General features: G+C 71.8%; 13 protein-coding genes. 5 read left to right on the forward strand and 8 right to left on the reverse strand.

Annotated features, from left to right (window positions below; genetic code table 11):
* Positions 1-46 precede the first annotated feature (46 nt).
* From DEI84_RS09305 to DEI84_RS09335, 7 genes are all read right to left on the reverse strand, one after another.
* A complete protein-coding gene (locus DEI84_RS09305; protein WP_110890591.1) occupies positions 47-1,018 on the reverse strand; it encodes an ABC transporter permease in 972 nt (323 codons plus the stop codon).
* 94 nt (positions 1,019-1,112) lie between these two features.
* Positions 1,113-2,669 (reverse strand): sugar ABC transporter ATP-binding protein, encoded by a 1,557-nt coding sequence (locus DEI84_RS09310; RefSeq protein WP_110890592.1) that lies wholly within the window; start codon positions 2,667-2,669, stop codon positions 1,113-1,115.
* Position 2,670: 1 nt separating this feature from the next.
* Positions 2,671-3,759, reverse strand: coding sequence for a LacI family DNA-binding transcriptional regulator (locus tag DEI84_RS09315; RefSeq protein WP_110890593.1), 1,089 nt, complete (start codon positions 3,757-3,759; stop codon positions 2,671-2,673).
* A 133-nt stretch (positions 3,760-3,892) separates the two neighbouring features.
* Positions 3,893-5,113, reverse strand: coding sequence for an MFS transporter (locus tag DEI84_RS09320; RefSeq protein WP_110890594.1), 1,221 nt, complete (start codon positions 5,111-5,113; stop codon positions 3,893-3,895).
* A 78-nt stretch (positions 5,114-5,191) separates the two neighbouring features.
* Positions 5,192-5,656, reverse strand: a complete 465-nt coding sequence (locus tag DEI84_RS09325) for a MarR family winged helix-turn-helix transcriptional regulator (RefSeq protein ID WP_110823914.1) — start codon at positions 5,654-5,656, stop codon at positions 5,192-5,194.
* A 94-nt stretch (positions 5,657-5,750) separates the two neighbouring features.
* Positions 5,751-7,406 carry a catalase gene (locus tag DEI84_RS09330; RefSeq protein WP_110890595.1) on the reverse strand — a complete coding sequence of 552 codons (1,656 nt, stop codon included), beginning with the start codon at positions 7,404-7,406 and terminating at the stop codon, positions 5,751-5,753.
* Positions 7,407-7,500: 94 nt separating this feature from the next.
* Positions 7,501-8,001: a RimK/LysX family protein gene (locus DEI84_RS09335; protein WP_110890596.1), complete on the reverse strand. Its 501-nt coding sequence runs from the start codon at positions 7,999-8,001 to the stop codon at positions 7,501-7,503.
* An 18-nt stretch (positions 8,002-8,019) separates the two neighbouring features.
* Here DEI84_RS09335 and rimK point away from each other — a divergent pair, with 18 nt between their 5' ends.
* Together rimK and DEI84_RS15685 are read left to right on the forward strand one after the other, a co-directional pair.
* Positions 8,020-9,210, forward strand: coding sequence for a 30S ribosomal protein S6--L-glutamate ligase (gene rimK / locus DEI84_RS09340; RefSeq protein WP_110890597.1), 1,191 nt, complete (start codon positions 8,020-8,022; stop codon positions 9,208-9,210).
* Positions 9,211-9,470: 260 nt separating this feature from the next.
* A complete protein-coding gene (locus tag DEI84_RS15685; protein WP_181419389.1) occupies positions 9,471-9,644 on the forward strand; it encodes a hypothetical protein in 174 nt (57 codons plus the stop codon).
* Between the two features lie 51 nt (positions 9,645-9,695).
* Here the strand turns inward: DEI84_RS15685 and DEI84_RS09350 are convergent, their stop codons facing one another.
* Entirely contained in the window at positions 9,696-11,183 is a 1,488-nt protein-coding gene (locus DEI84_RS09350; RefSeq protein ID WP_146236340.1) for a PLP-dependent aminotransferase family protein, read from the reverse strand.
* A 57-nt stretch (positions 11,184-11,240) separates the two neighbouring features.
* Here DEI84_RS09350 and DEI84_RS09355 point away from each other — a divergent pair, with 57 nt between their 5' ends.
* From DEI84_RS09355 to rlmN, 3 genes are all read left to right on the forward strand, one after another.
* Positions 11,241-12,005, forward strand: coding sequence for a pyridoxamine 5'-phosphate oxidase family protein (locus tag DEI84_RS09355; protein ID WP_110890599.1), 765 nt, complete (start codon positions 11,241-11,243; stop codon positions 12,003-12,005).
* A gap of 146 nt (positions 12,006-12,151) precedes the next feature.
* Complete coding sequence (locus tag DEI84_RS09360; RefSeq protein WP_181420402.1) at positions 12,152-13,264, forward strand: C40 family peptidase; 1,113 nt, start codon at positions 12,152-12,154, stop codon at positions 13,262-13,264.
* A gap of 82 nt (positions 13,265-13,346) precedes the next feature.
* On the forward strand, positions 13,347-14,588 hold the full coding sequence (gene rlmN, locus DEI84_RS09365) for a 23S rRNA (adenine(2503)-C(2))-methyltransferase RlmN (RefSeq protein ID WP_110823926.1): 1,242 nt from the start codon (positions 13,347-13,349) through the stop codon (positions 14,586-14,588).
* Positions 14,589-14,866 lie beyond the last annotated feature (278 nt).

Consider the following 14,866-nt stretch of genomic DNA (forward strand, 5'->3'; position numbering starts at 1 on the left):
GGTTCCTTTGTGCTGGTGGTGTGGGGGAGGGAGGAGGAGTGGGAGGTCAGCTGCTGCGCGTCTTGCGGCGCAGGACGTCGAAGCCGACGGCGACCGCGATGACCAGGCCGATGACGACCTGCTGCCAGAACGAGCTGACGTTGAGCAGGTTCAGGCCGTTGCGGATGACGACGAGGACGAGTGCACCGATGAACGTGCCGGAGATCCGACCGACACCACCGGCGAGCGAGGCGCCACCGATGACGACCGAGGCGATCGCGTCGAGTTCGTACCCGCTGGCGGCCTGCGGCTGCGCGGAGTCGAGTCGGCCGGCGAGCAGGAGACCGGCGAGTGCGGCGAACAGGCCGGACAGGGCGAAGACGACGACGACGATGCGCTTGACCGGCAGGCCGGACAGGCGTGCGGCCTCGGCGTTGCCGCCGACGGCGTACATGCTGCGGCCGATGACGGTGCGGTTGAGGATGAACGAGGCGACGAGGGCGGCGAGCACCAGGACGATGATCGGCACCGGGACCGGGCCGATGTCACTGCCGAGGAACGACACCTGGGGGGAGGTGGGGACCGGCTTGCCGTCGGACAGCACGAGGGTCAGGCCGCGGGCGACGCTGAGCATGGCGAGGGTCGCGATGAACGACGGCAGTTTGCCGTAGGCGCTCGCGAGGCCGTTCACGACGCCGGTGGCGAGTCCCGCGACGAGCCCGCCGACGAGGGCGAGCCACCCTGGCAGCCCTGCGGTGGCGAAGAACCAGCCGGAGACCATGGCGGACAGGGCGGCGACCGACCCGACGGACAGGTCGATGCCGCCGGCGACGATGACGAACGTCACGCCGAACGCGAGCACCGCCACGGTCGACACCTGGATGCCGATGTTGAGGAGGTTCCGGCCGGTGAGGAAGTCGGGCGTCGCGATGAAGAGCGCGATGCAGAGCACGACGAGGCCGACGAGGGCGCCGTTGTTCGCGAGGAACTTCGTGAACGAGGAGGACCGCGACGGGGCCTTCACAGTGGTCGATGACATGCGGGTGCTTTCTGGGAGGTACTGCGCTGTACGCGGGGAGGGGACGGCGGCGGGAGGTCCGGTGGGGGTGCGCCGTGCGGAGTGGGGTGCCGGGTCAGGCGGCGTCGGCCTGCCCGTTCTCGGGCTCGGTGACGTCCCGGGCGGCGAGGGTCATGACGGCGTCCTCGGTCGCGTCGGCGCCGTCGAGCTCACCGGCGATCCGGCCGTCGCGCATCACGAGGATGCGGTCACTCATGCCGAGGACCTCGGGGAGTTCGCTCGACACCATGACCACGGCACCACCGGCCTCGGTGATGGCGTTGACGAGCTCGTAGATCTCGACCTTCGCGCCGACGTCGACACCGCGGGTCGGCTCGTCCAGCAGCAGGACGCTCGAGCCGGCGAGGATCCACCGACCGAAGACGGCCTTCTGTTGGTTGCCGCCGGACAGGGAGCCGATCGGCTGGTCGATGTCGTGCATCCGGATCCGCAGGCGGGCGGCGACCTGCTCGGCGCGCTGCTTCTGCCCGGCGAAGTCGACGAGACCGCCACGTGCGCTGGACGCGAGCGTGGCGTAGCCGAGGTTGTCGTTGACCGACGCGCCGAGCACCAGGCCCTGGCCCTTGCGGTCCTCGGGCACGTGTCCGATGCCGGCCTTGATGGCGCCGGCGACGCTGCCCTTGCCGAGGGCGCGGCCGCGGACGGTCACGGTGCCGCTGTCGTAGCCGTCGGCGCCGGCGATCGCCCGGACCAGTTCGGTGCGTCCGGCGCCGACGAGGCCGGAGATGCCGAGGATCTCGCCGGCGTGCACGTCGAAGGACACGTCCGTGAAGCGCCCGGCAGCGGTGAGGTGCTCGACCCGCAGCACGGGGTCGGCACGGTCGACCACGGCGGTGCCCGTCGGGTACTGCTCCTCGATGCTCCGTCCGACCATGAGCCGGACGAGCTCGTCCTCGGGCGTCGAGGCCGGCACCTCGGCCACGAAGTGACCGTCGCGGAGCACCGCGACCGTGTCACCGATCTCGGCGATCTCGTCGAGGTGGTGGCTGATGAAGAGCATGCCGACGCCCCGGGCGCGAAGGTCCGCGACGACCCGGAAGAGCGCCTCCGTCTCGTGGCGGGTGAGGGCCGCGGTCGGTTCGTCGAGGATGAGGATCCGTGCGTCGACGCTGAGCGCCTTCGCGATCTCGACGAGCTGCTGCCGGGCGATGCCGAGGTCACCGACCGGGGTGTCGACGTCGACGTCGAGTCCGATGGTGTCGAGGGCCGCCTCCGCCTGGCGGCGGAGCGTCTTCCGGTCGACCATGCCGAAGCGGGTCGGGATCCGACCCATCATCACGTTCTCGGCGACGCTGAGCGACCCGACCAGGTTGAGCTCCTGGTGGATGGTCGCGATGCCGAGCCGCTCCGCGGCCGAGACGGTGGGGAGGCTCACCTCGGCTCCGTCGACGAGGATCCGTCCGCCGTCGGGTTGGTGGATGCCGGACATCATCTTGATGAGCGTCGACTTCCCGGCGCCGTTCTCGCCGAGGAGGACCTGCACCTTCCCGGCGTGCACGTCGACGGTGACGTCGGTGATCACCTGGACGGGGCCGAACGACTTGCTCACCCGGTCGAGGGTGAGGAGTGGGTGCTGCTGCAGGGGTGTCTGCGGCATCGGTGTCTGTTCCATGTCAGTGCTCCGGGTGCTGCTGGTCAGCGTGCTGCTGGTCGGCGTGCTGCTGGTCGGTCGGGCGCGGCGGTGCGGCCGGTCGACGGGGACGGATGGCGGTGGCCGAGGAGGCTCGGACGATGAGCTCGCTCGGCAGGCGGACGGACTGCGGGGTGCCGCCGTCGATGACGTCGCGGAGCAGGTCGACCGCGACACGGCCCATGTCCTCGACGCTGTGTGCGACGACGGAGAGGGCGGGCTCGAGGAGCGAGAACCACTCGATGTCGTCGAAGGCGACCAGGGCGATGTCCTCGCCGACACGGAGACCGAGCCGGTTGAGGATCGCGATCGCGCCGACGGCCATCAGGCTGTCCGCGGCGAAGATCGCCGTCGGCGGGTCGTCGAGACCGAGCAGGGTCGTGACGCCGGTCGAGCCGGACGCGGCCTGGAAGTCGCCGAACACGACGAGGTCGGGGTCCGCGCTGAGGCCCGCGGCGGTGATCGCGTCCTGGTACGCCGTGAAGCGCTCGCGACCGGTGGAGACGCTCTGTGGGCCGGCGATGTACCCGATGCGTGTGTGTCCGAGTGCAGCGAGGTGCTCGACGGTCTGCCGGATGCCGGTGCTGCTGTCGGTGGTGACGCTCGGTACGTCGATGCCCGGGATCACGCGGTCGACGAACACCGTGGGGATCTCGCGGTCGACGAGTTGCTGGACCGTCCCGGTGTCGTTGCCCTGCGGTGCGACGATCACGCCGTCGACCCGGCGGGCGATGAGCGTGTCGAGGTACCGGTTCTGCTGGTCGGCCCGCTCGTTCGCGTTGCCGAGCAGCGTGACGTAGCCCTCGGCCAGCGCGGCCTGCTCGATCGTGTGGGCGAGGTCGGCGAAGAACGGGTTGCGGACGTCCGAGACGAGCAGGCCGATCGTGTCCGACCGGGTGGACCGCAGCGCACGCGCCTGCAGGTTCGGGCGGAAGTCGAGGTCCTTCGCGGCCCGCTCGACGGCCCGACGGGAGTCTTCGCTCGTCGCGGCGTTGCCGGAGAGGACGCGCGATGCCGTCGCTGCCGAGACGCCGGCGCGGGCGGCGACGTCCTTGATGGTGACGGCGTTCATCGTTGAGCACTCCGTTGGGCGAGTCGTGGAATCGATTCCATGGAATCGATTCCACGACCATAGGCACCGCGACCGGTCGTGTCAAGCAGCGGACCTGGGCGGGGTGCACCCGCGCCGGAGCCCCGGTGACCGGTCAGTCCGCGGGCATCGGGACCGGCGTCGGAGCCGTCGGTGTCCCCGCCTGGGGGATCGCACTCGACCGGCGCAGCCCCAGCGTCAGCAGCACGACCGCGCCGACCACGGCGACCGCGCCGGAGAACCAGAAGTCCGCCGACAGCCCGAACGACGTCACGGCCGCACCGCCCAGGACCGACCCGGCGGCGATCGCGAGCTGGATCGTCGTGACGAACAACGCCAGCCCGCTCTCCGCGCCCGCCGGCGAGGCCGTCGACATCCAGGTCTGCGTGCCGAGTGGCAGGGCGCCCCAGACGAAGCCCCACACGACGAGCAGCGCGAACACGCCGACGACCGAGTGCGCCGCGAACGGCAGCAGGACGACGGCCGCGGCGAGGACGACCTTCGCGACGCCGATCGTGCCGATGACGTTGCGGCTCAGGGTGAACCCGGCGACGAAGTTCCCCGCGATGCCGGCGATGCCGAACACGAGCAGCGCCAGGGTGACCGTGTCCGGCCCGACCCGGACGAGCTCCTCCAGGTAGGGCGCCACGTACGTGTAGGCGGCGAACTGTGCGACGAAGAGGAACGCGGCCGCGATGAGGCCGACGCGGGCACGCTGCACCCGGAGCAGACCCGCGAGCGTCGCGAACCGCACCCGCTGCGAGGAGGGGATGCTCGGCAGCATCGCGATCTGGAGCACCAGCGCGACCAGGCCGAGCGCGCCACCGATCACGAAGGCGAGGCGCCAGCTCGCGAGCGACGAGACGAACGCACCGAGCGGCAGGCTCACCACCGTGGCGACGGAGACGCCCGCGGTGATGAAGGAGGTCGCACGGATCACGGCGGACGGTTCCACGAGCCTCCCGGCGATGCCCGCACCGATGGCCCAGAAGCCGCCGATGCCGACACCGAGGAGCATCCGGGCGACGAGCAGCACACCGAAGGTGGGCGCGACCGCGGCGAGGGCGTCCGCCACGACCAGCAGGACGGTCAGGGCGAGCAGCACCGTCCGGCGGTCGAGGCGCGAGGTGGCGACCGTCACGACGGGAGCGGCCACGGCGCCGGTGAGACCCGTGAACACCACCATCAGGCCGGCGGTCCCGATGTCGACGTGCAGGTCGCGCGCGATGGACGGCAGCAGGCCGATCGGCAGGAACTCCGAGAGCACGAGGACGAACGAGCCGAGGGCGACCGACAGGACGCTCAGCCAGCCGCGGCGGGTGGAGGTGGTGGTCATGGACGCCACAAGCGCGGGCGGCCGTCGGTCATTCCTCCGTGACGGCGGGCGGCCGCGTACACCGACTGGAGCGGGCGCTCAGCCGCCGAACGCCGAGATCTCCTCCGGCAGCGGTTCGTGCATCGCCCGCCGGAGCGCCGCGGCCCCCGCGACGACGCTCGCACGCTCGTCCTCCGGCACGGCGTCGAGGAGCCCGACGATCTCCACCCGTCGCCGGTCCATCACGTCGGCGACCAGTGCTCGTCCTCGCTCGGTCGCGCCGACGAGGACCTCGCGGCGGCTCTCGGTGCTCGGCAACCGCTCCACCCACCCGTCCTCGACCAGCCGGTCGACGATCCGGGTCAGGGTCGACGGACCGACCGCGAGTCGCTCGGCGAGGTCACCCGATCGTGTGGGTCCGAGGGTCGTCACGAGGACGACGAGCCGGAACTGCGGGACGGTGACGTGCTCGAGCGCGGGGGCGAGTGACCGGGCGACGACCCCGAGCAGTCCGCGCGAGGCCGCGAGCAGTTCGTCGATGCCCTCCGATGGTGCGTGTGGCATGCGCCCATCCTGCCGGACGGACGCCGCCTGGTCGTGCAGACGGGAGGCCCGGTGCCAGCTGGCACCGGGCCTCCCGTCCGACCGTGGTCGCGTCTCAGACGTGCACGGCGCGCTCGTCCGGAACGCAGTGCGTCATCATCAGGCCGTCGACGTCCCGGGGCCCGTTGTGGCCGAGGTTCGCCAGGCGCGCGAGTTCGGCCTCGTCGAGGGTCTGGGACTGCAGCGGCGGCAGGTCCTTCACCTCGTCGAGCGTGATGCCGAGGCCCTCGCCGACGCGGCGACCGAGGTCGTCCTCGACCATGTAGAAGTGCCAGAGCATGCGCTCCTGCACGGGCCGGGCCGCCTGCGAGATGAGGTCGACGAAGTTGGCGACCAGGTCGTCACGCTCCCAGTCCTCGAGGAGCAGGTAGCGCTGACCAGCCTGCGTGTAGTCGTTCGTCCGCGGGATGCGCTTGCGGGTGAGACGACCGACGATCTCGGGCCCCTGGTCGTCGTGCGTCGGGTACTCGGCCTCGCGCAACCCACCGGTGATCGACGGCTCGTAGTTGACGTGCGGGTTCTCGCCACCGTGGTCCTGGTGGTACGCCATCTGCCCGTCGCGCTGGTTCGTGGCGACGTTCCCGTTCTTCGGGGCGTTCACCGGCAGCTGCAGGTAGTTCGGGCCGACGCGGTACCGCTGCGTGTCCGAGTACGAGAACGTGCGGCCGACGAGCATCTTGTCGTCGGAGAAGTCGAGGCCGTCCACCAGCACGCCCGTGCCGAACGAGAGCTGCTCGTTCTCGGCGAAGTGGTTCGTGACGTTCCGGTTCAGGACCATCTTGCCGACGACCTTCGGCGGGAACTCGTTCTCGGGCCAGACCTTCGTGTCGTCGAGCGGGTCGAAGTCGAGCTCGGGGTGGTCGTGGTCGTCCATGAGCTGCACGCGTAGTTCCCACTCCGGGTACTCACCGCGCTCGATCGCGTCGTACAGGTCCTTCGACGCGTGGCCGAGGTCGCCGCCCTGCACCACGGCTGCGTCGGCCTCGGTCATCGAGCTGACGCCGACCGACGGGATCCAGTGGTACTTGACGAGCTTCGTGTCGCCGTCGCCGTTCACCCACTTGTAGGTGTTCACGCCGAAGCCCTGCTGCGTCCGGTAGTTCGCGGGGATGCCGCGCGGGCTGAACAGGTTGACGAGCATGTGCATCGACTCGGGCGTCTGGGACATGAAGTCGAAGATGCGCGCGGGCTCCTGGCGGAACGTGACGGGGTCCGGCTTGAGGGAGTGGATGACGTCCGGGAACTTGATGGCGTCGCGGATGAAGAACACCCCGAGGTTGTTGCCGACGAGGTCCCAGTTGCCGTCCTCGGTGTAGAACTTGACGGCGAAGCCGCGGGGGTCGCGGGCGGCTTCGGACGAGTCGCGTCCACCGATCACGGTCGAGAACCGGATGGCGACGTCGGTGCGCTTGCCGGCCTCCTGGAAGAGCTTCGCGCGGGTGTACTGCGCGATCGGCTCGTCGCCCCAGGTGCCGGTGGCCTCGAAGTACCCGAAGGCGACCGCGCCGCGGGCGTGCACGACCCGCTCCGGGATCCGCTCGCGGTCGAAGTGGCTGATCTTCTCGAGGAACTGGTAGTTCTCGAGCGTCGCCGGGCCGCGGGCTCCGACCGTGCGCTGGTTCTGGTTGTCGTAGACGGGGTGGCCCTGCCGGTTGGTGAGCACCCGGCGGTCGTCACCCTCGGCGGGTGGCTGGCTGGAGACGTCGGTCATGGCGTCGTCCTCTCTGCGTTCTGGTCACGGACTCGGGTTCACGCCCGAGTGTGGCCTGCAGGCCGGACGGCTGTTCCCAGCGCTCAGGGGGTGGTCAGGTCCGTCCGCGGTTGCGCCGCCGCACGGCCTTCGGTGCCCGTCCGGCCATGAACGACCGCGCCGGGTCGACGACGAACCCCTGCCGCAGCGCCTCGCGCCCGACGAGCATCCGGAAGCCCATCTGGTCACGGTTGCTCAGCGTCGTCTCCGACAGGACGGTCCGCCCGGCGAGCTCGATCGACATGAGCACGACGATGCGCTCCTGGGTGTGGCCGCTCGAGCTGCGGATCACCCGGCGGTCGTGGACGTCGCACTCGACCGTCTGGGGGTCCGCGTCGGAGTCCTGCCACGGGTGCACCGAGAACCGGACCCGTCCGCCGGGCAGCTCCTCGATGTCGAAGGCGTGCAGTGCCGAACTCCTTGCCCCGGTGTCGAGCTTGACCTTGATCCACGGGACGCCGATGTCGGGCAGGGCCGCCCACTCGCGCCACCCCGCGACGATCGGCACGCGGGAGGCCGCCCGGGCGCTGTCGGAGCGCTTCGCGGAGTCGGCCATGCCCCTATCTTGGCAGTGATGAAACTCGCCATCCTGTCGCGCGCTCCGCACGCGTACTCGACGCAGCGCCTCCGCACCGCCGCCGCCGAGCGCGGTCACACCGTCAAGGTGTTGAACACCCTCCGCTTCGCGATCGACCTGACCGGCGAGCAGCCCGACCTGCAGTACCGCGGCAAGCTGCTGTCCGACTACGACGCCGTCCTGCCGCGCATCGGCAACTCGATCACGTACTACGGCACCGCGGTGGTGCGGCAGTTCGAGCAGATGGACGTGTACACGCCGAACACGGCGAACGGCATCACGAACTCGCGTGACAAGCTCCGGGCGAACCAGATCCTGTCCCGCCACGACATCGGCATGCCGGCGACGACGTTCGTCAACAGCCGGGCGGACGTCCGCGGCGCGATCGAGCGGGTCGGGGGCGCCCCGGTCGTCATCAAGCTGCTCGAGGGCACGCAGGGCATCGGCGTCATCCTCGCGCCCGAGGCCAAGGTCGCGGAGTCGATCGTCGAGACCCTGCACTCGACGAAGCAGAACGTCCTCATCCAGCGCTTCATCGCCGAGAGCCGCGGGAAGGACATCCGCGCCCTCGTCGTCGGTGACCGCGTCGTCGCCGCCATGCGCCGGAGCGCCTCCGGGGACGAGTTCCGGTCGAACGTGCACCGCGGCGGCACCGTCGAACAGGTCACGCTGACGCCCGAGTACGAGGAGGCCGCGGTCCGCTCCGCCCAGATCATGGGCTTGCGGATCGCGGGCGTGGACATGCTCGAGGGCAACGACGGCCCGCTCGTCATGGAGGTCAACTCCTCCCCGGGCCTCGAGGGCATCGAGCGTGCCACCGGGCTCGACGTCGCCGGTGCGGTCATCGACTACATCGCGAACCAGGTGGCGTTCCCGGAGATCGACGTCCGCCAGCGCCTCAGCGTCTCGACCGGGTACGGCGTCGCCGAACTGCTCGTGCACACGAACGCGGACCTCGTCGGCAAGACGATCAAGGACTCGGGCCTCTGGGACCGCGACATCACGGTGCTCACGCTGCACCGTGGCACTTCGGTCATCCCGAACCCGCGGAGCGGTGTCGTCCTCGAACCCGGTGACCGGCTGCTGTGCTTCGGCAAGCTCGAGGAGATGCGGTCGATGGTCCCGGACCGTCGTCGCCGTCGCACGAAGCTGCGCAAGCTCCCGAAGGACGCCCTGTCCGACGGCTGACCGCCCCAGCCAGCCGACCGGCCCGTCGGGAGGCCCGGGTCACCACAGCAGGACGGCCTCCGCCGCCGCCTGCCGCTCCGGATCGTTCACCCGTGGGCCCTCGTCCGGATGACGCGGGCACCCCGCAGGGGCGGTCCCGGTGCGAGCGGCGCCGCGTAGCGTCCGGACGGAAGAGAGCATTCGTCTCGTGACCCGCGATCCGTGATCCGTCCGGGAGGACGGCCGACCGGATGGTGGGCACCGTGAACAGGGAGCACGCCATGACGAAGTACGAATCGAACCGTGACGTCGAGCCGATCCACGTCACCACCTACCGATCCGCCCGCAAGGCCGCCCGGCGTGGCTGGGCGGTCCCGGCCGACGTGCCGGTGCCGTCGATCGACGACGTCTGGCGCAACGGTCGGACCCCGGCGGACCGAGCCCGACAGCGCTGACGGCACCGGGACGGCAGCCGGGTGCAGCGTCGGGCACACCGCGTCCGGACGTCAGCCGGGGTCGGCGCCCGTCGCCCGGACCGCCGCGAGCACGACGTCGAGCGCCCGGTCCAGTTCCGGCAGCGTCACGGCGCCGTACCCGAGCACGACCCCGTTCCCGGACCGTCCCCGCACCGTCTCGTAGTCGGCGAGGTCGGCCACCAGGACGCCATCGGCGGCAGCGCGGGCGAGCACGGCAGCGCCGGTCCCCGGACCCGGCCACGTCAGCACCGCGTGCAGACCCCCGGTGAGGGCCCGTGCCTCCAGGCCGGGGACCCCGCTCGTGGCGAGCCGGACCGCGATCCGTTCGCGCCGGTGCGTGTAGTCCCGCCGGATCCGACCGAGGTGCCGACGGAATGCGCCGGTGCGCAGCAGGTGCGCGAGCGCGACCTGCACCGGCTCGGCGACCACCGCGCCCCGGGCCGTGCGGGCGGCGAGGACCGCCGCGCCCACCGCTCCGGACGGGACGACGACGTACGCGCAGCGGAGCCGTGGGTCGAGGGTCTTCGAGAACCCACCCAGGTGCACGACCACGCCGTCGGTGTCGAGCGCGGCGAGGGCCGGGACCGGACTGCCCCGGTGCCGGAACTCCGAGTCGTAGTCGTCCTCGAGCACGACCGTCCCCGTCGCCGCCGCGTGCGCGAGCAGCGCTCGCCGCTGTCCGACCGGCATGACCGAACCGAGCGGGTACTGGTGGGTGGGGGAGACGAGGACCGCGTCGACGGGAGTCCGGGCGAGCACGGTCAGGTCGATGCCGTCCGCTCCGACGGGCACGGGGACGACCTCCGCGCCGGCGCTCGTCAGGGCGCGGTGGCCGGAACGGTAGCCGGGGTCCTCGACGGCGATGCGCGGAGCGCGGCCGAGGCGTGCCCGGAGTGCCTCGACGACGAGGGACAGCGCCTCGGACGTCCCGGCGGCGACGACGATCCGCGCGACCGACGGGGTGAAGCCGCGCGCCAGCCCGAGTTGCGCGACGAGCTGCTCGCGGAGCGCGGTGAGGCCCGCGGGGTCGGACAGCGCGTTGCGGAGCGGTGCGTCCGCCGCCGCACGCCAGGCCGCCCGCCAGTCCCGGTCACTGATCGCGGTGACGGCGGGGATGCCCGGGCGGCAGTCGACGACGGCCCGGTCGCCGGGGTCGCCGGAGTTGCCGGGGTCGCCGGGGTCGGAAGGGTCGCCGGGGCGGGAAGGGTCGGCGAGGCCGACGGCGTCGCCTGTGTCCCCGGGGGCGGCCACGGCGGGCAGGTGCGCCGACGCTCGTCCGGTCGACGGTCGTGGGACGCCGGATCCCGCGAGGACCCGCGCTGCCGCACCCGGCCGGGTCCGGATGTAGCCCTCGCCGTCGAGTTGGTCGTAGGCCGCGACGACCGTGCCCCGGGCGACCCCGAGTTCGGCGGCCAGCGCCCGCGTCGACGGCAGCGGGTCCCCGGCCCGGAGGGTCCCGTCGTGCACCAGGGACCGCACCCGTGCGACGACCACCGACACCTTGCTCGACTGGTCCATCCCGAACACCCCGATCTGGTCTACTCGCTGGTCCAGTCCTGACCCTAGCGTCGAGGCATGCCCGCTCCCGACGCCATGCCCTCGCTCACCGTCCGCCGTCTCCGCGACCGGCAGCAGACCGACCCCGCCGTGCTCTCCGCGGTCCTCGCCGAGGGGTTCGTCGCCCACGTCGGTCTGGTCCGGGACGGCTTCCCGATCGTGCTGCCCTACCTGTACGGCGTCGGCGACCTCGGCGCCGGCCCGGTCCTGCTCCTGCACGGCTCCACGGGCGGCGGACTGTTCCTCGACGCCGGGGAGGAGGGCGTCCCCGTCTCGGCGACCATCACGCACCTGGACGGCATCGTCTTCGCCCGCTCGACCTTCGACAGCTCGGCGAACTACCGCAGCGCGATGGTCGTCGGCCGCGCGACCGTGGTCCCGACCGAGCTGCGGGCCGAGGCGCTCCGGCAGGTCGGCGACCACCTCATGCCCGGCCGCCGCGCCGAGGTGCGCGAGATGACCGCGAAGGAGGTCCGGCAGACCCAGGTCCTGCAACTCCCGCTCGACGCCGCGAGCGTCAAGGTCCGGGCGGCCGGCGTCGGCGAGGCGCCGGACGACGGCGAGGACCACCGCGTCTGGGCGGGCGTCCTGCCGGTCGCCCTCCGGGCCGGAGCGCCGGTCCCGGGAGCGCTCGCCGCCGCCGCGGCCACGGCGCCCGACCCGTCCGTGGTCGCGCTCGCCGCGCGGCTCGCGGGAGCCGCCGACGGCCGGGAGGCCCGACTCGCTTCCGCCCCGTCGCCCGCTTCCGCCCCGTCGCCCGCCTCTGGCACCGACCGGGGTTGACGCTCGGGAGCGGCCGGGACCGGTACCGCGTGTCTGTGACGGACCGCAGGAACTCCCCGAGGTTCTCCAGCCGGGATCAGGTTCGTGACCAATACGTTATCTCCCCGGGTCGTCGCACGAGGGGCGGTCCAGACCCGGAAGGAACCATGGGACGCCACGCACTGCCCGCACGGGACGATGACCGCCGGTCCGGACCTGCCGCCGCACCCAGCGTCCCCGCACCGAGCGCCCGCGCCGCCGGTGCCACCGCTCCTGTTGCTCCGGCGTCCAACGCCCCCGTCTCCCGCGCCACCGCTTCTGTTGCTCCCGCGTCGAGGGTCGCGGGGCCGAGCGCCTCCGCCCCGATGAGTCGGGCACGCGGCCGCCGTGCCGCGGCCGGCCCCGTCGTCGCCCGCAGCACGTTCGTCGCGCACGAGCGACCGGCCCGCGTCGTGGCCCTCGGGCCGTCCAGCACCGCCCGCGCCGCCGTCGCCCCGCTGGCTGAGGCAGCGTCGGCCGACACCGCGGCGGCCGGCACCGTGACGGCCGGTACTGCGTCGGCCGGTACCGCGCGCTCGCGGTCGGCAGCGCTCCGCGCCGAACGCGCGGCGGACCCGCGCCACGTCCGTCGTGCCGCGACCGCCAAGCGTGCCGCCCTGCTCATCGCGCCGGCCCTGGCGATCACCTCGACCCTGTCCCTGTCGATCCCGGCCGACACCGCGACGGCGGCACCGGCACCGACCGCCACGACGACGACGTCCCAGGACCTGCAGACCTACACCGTCGCCCACGACGTCGAGGTCCCGATCATCTCCTCCGACGGCGTGACGACGACGTCGGTCGTGTCGTACCCGACCCTGGTCCTCCGCTTCGGCGTCACCGAGGCGCAAGCGCAGGCCGCCCTGTCCGCGGCGCTCTCGCCGGGTGGAGACCGCGCGACGGTGCTGCAGACGGCATTGCAGTACCTCGGCGACCCGTACCTCGAGGGCGGGGCCAGCCACGCGGGCATCGACTGCTCGGGCCTGACGATGGTGGCGTACCAGGCGGTCGGCATCCAGCTCGCGCACTACGTCCCCACGCAGGACGCCGTCGCGACGACCGTCCCGGAGTCCGAGGCAGCACCGGGGGACATGGTGGTCTTCGACAACGAGGACCACGTCGGCCTGTACCTCGGGCAGGGACTCGTGCTCCAGGCACCGCACCCGGGCGAGGTCGTCGACATCGTCCCCATGTACTCGATGCCGCACCACTTCGCCCGACTGCTGCCCGCCGGGTCCTGACCACCGACGCCGACACGACGGCGCCGCGGGAGACGGGTGGGCGGACTCGCGAAGGGTTGCGGGCCTCCCGTAAGCTGGAGTGATGGCCACCGACACCCGCACACCGTTCGAGGAGCAGAGCGCAGCACGCTCCGTCCGCCCGCAGGTGCGCCCGCGCACCGAAGGCTGGAAGCAGGCGACGGGGTCCGACGGCCGACCACTGCTGCAGTTCGCGTCCCCGAAGCGGGGCAAGCCGCCCGTGCACCTGGCCGACATGACGGTCGAGGAGCGCGAGGCGAAGGTGAAGGAGCTCGGGCTGCCCGGGTTCCGCGCCAAGCAGCTCGCGACCCACTACTTCACGCACTACACGTCCGACCCGGCGAAGATGACCGACCTGCCTGCTGCCCAGCGCGAGGAACTCGTCGCCGGCATGCTCCCGCCCCTGCTGACCGAGACCCGTCGTCTCGAGACGGACAAGGGCGACACGATCAAGTTCCTCTGGAAGCTGCACGACGGGGCCCTGGTGGAGTCGGTGCTCATGCGGTACCCGGGGCGGATCACGCTCTGTGTCTCGTCGCAGGCCGGCTGTGGGATGAACTGCCCGTTCTGCGCGACCGGCCAGGCGGGCTTGACGCGGAACATGTCGACGGCCGAGATCATCGAGCAGATCGTCCGGGCGAACGAGGCCATCGCGGCCGGTGAACTCGGTGGCGACCCCCGCAAGGGCGGGAAGGACCGCGTCGACGCCGAGCGCGTGACGAACATCGTGTTCATGGGCATGGGGGAGCCGCTCGCGAACTACAAGCGGGTGATGGACGCCGTGCGCATCATGGTCGCGCCGCAGCCGAACGGCCTCGGCATGAGCGCGCGCGGCATCACGATCTCGACCGTGGGGTTGGTGCCGGCGATCCTGAAGCTCGCGGAGGAGGACATCCCCGTGACCTTCGCGCTCTCGCTGCACGCGCCCGACGACGAACTCCGCGACGAGCTCATCCCGGTGAACTCGAAGTGGAAGGCCGACGAGGCGATCGACGCCGCCCACAACTACTACGTGAAGACCGGCCGTCGTGTCTCGATCGAGTACGCCCTCATCAAGGACATGAACGACCACGCCTGGCGTGCCGACCTGTTGGCGGAGAAGCTCAACAAGCGCGGCAAGGGCTGGGTGCACGTCAACCCGATCCCGCTCAACCCGACGCCCGGGTCCGTGTGGACCTCGTCCGAGGTGCACGTGCAGGACGAGTTCGTCCGCCGACTCAACGCCGCCGGCATCCCGACCACCCTCCGCGACACCCGCGGCAAGGAGATCGACGGTGCCTGCGGCCAGTTGGCCGCCGCTGACTGACGGTCGGGGCGACGGCCACGGCAGCTGGACGACGGCTCTGACAGGAGGCGCGGTGCGAGTACGCACCGCGCCTTCCGTCGTTCCCAGGGACGGTCGGTGGTCGCGACCGCGCACGCCGCCCGTGGCCCGGCACAGCGGGGGAGCAGACGCGACACGCCCGGGCGTCGAGCTGGCTTGGCGCTGCCGTTCACCCGTGCGTAAAGTAATCACTCGTTGCCGCTGAGGCGGAGAACGGATCGGCCGAGACGCTGACGGAGTTCGACTCCGGGAGATGCAGT

This window comes from Curtobacterium sp. MCBD17_023, assembly GCF_003224415.1.
Lineage (GTDB): Bacteria > Actinomycetota > Actinomycetes > Actinomycetales > Microbacteriaceae > Curtobacterium.

Excerpts from the sequence above, each read along its gene's own strand:
- DEI84_RS09305 (WP_110890591.1), bottom strand. The coding sequence starts at position 1,018 with ATGTCATCGACCACTGTGAAGGCCCCGTCGCGGTCCTCCTCGTTCACG.
- DEI84_RS09310 (WP_110890592.1), bottom strand. The coding sequence starts at position 2,669 with ATGGAACAGACACCGATGCCGCAGACACCCCTGCAGCAGCACCCACTC.
- DEI84_RS09315 (WP_110890593.1), bottom strand. The coding sequence starts at position 3,759 with ATGAACGCCGTCACCATCAAGGACGTCGCCGCCCGCGCCGGCGTCTCG.
- DEI84_RS09320 (WP_110890594.1), bottom strand. The coding sequence starts at position 5,113 with ATGACCACCACCTCCACCCGCCGCGGCTGGCTGAGCGTCCTGTCGGTC.
- DEI84_RS09325 (WP_110823914.1), bottom strand. The coding sequence starts at position 5,656 with ATGCCACACGCACCATCGGAGGGCATCGACGAACTGCTCGCGGCCTCG.
- DEI84_RS09330 (WP_110890595.1), bottom strand. The coding sequence starts at position 7,406 with ATGACCGACGTCTCCAGCCAGCCACCCGCCGAGGGTGACGACCGCCGG.
- DEI84_RS09335 (WP_110890596.1), bottom strand. The coding sequence starts at position 8,001 with ATGGCCGACTCCGCGAAGCGCTCCGACAGCGCCCGGGCGGCCTCCCGC.
- rimK (WP_110890597.1), top strand. The coding sequence starts at position 8,020 with ATGAAACTCGCCATCCTGTCGCGCGCTCCGCACGCGTACTCGACGCAG.
- DEI84_RS15685 (WP_181419389.1), top strand. The coding sequence starts at position 9,471 with ATGACGAAGTACGAATCGAACCGTGACGTCGAGCCGATCCACGTCACC.
- DEI84_RS09350 (WP_146236340.1), bottom strand. The coding sequence starts at position 11,183 with ATGGACCAGTCGAGCAAGGTGTCGGTGGTCGTCGCACGGGTGCGGTCC.
- DEI84_RS09355 (WP_110890599.1), top strand. The coding sequence starts at position 11,241 with ATGCCCGCTCCCGACGCCATGCCCTCGCTCACCGTCCGCCGTCTCCGC.
- DEI84_RS09360 (WP_181420402.1), top strand. The coding sequence starts at position 12,152 with ATGGGACGCCACGCACTGCCCGCACGGGACGATGACCGCCGGTCCGGA.
- rlmN (WP_110823926.1), top strand. The coding sequence starts at position 13,347 with ATGGCCACCGACACCCGCACACCGTTCGAGGAGCAGAGCGCAGCACGC.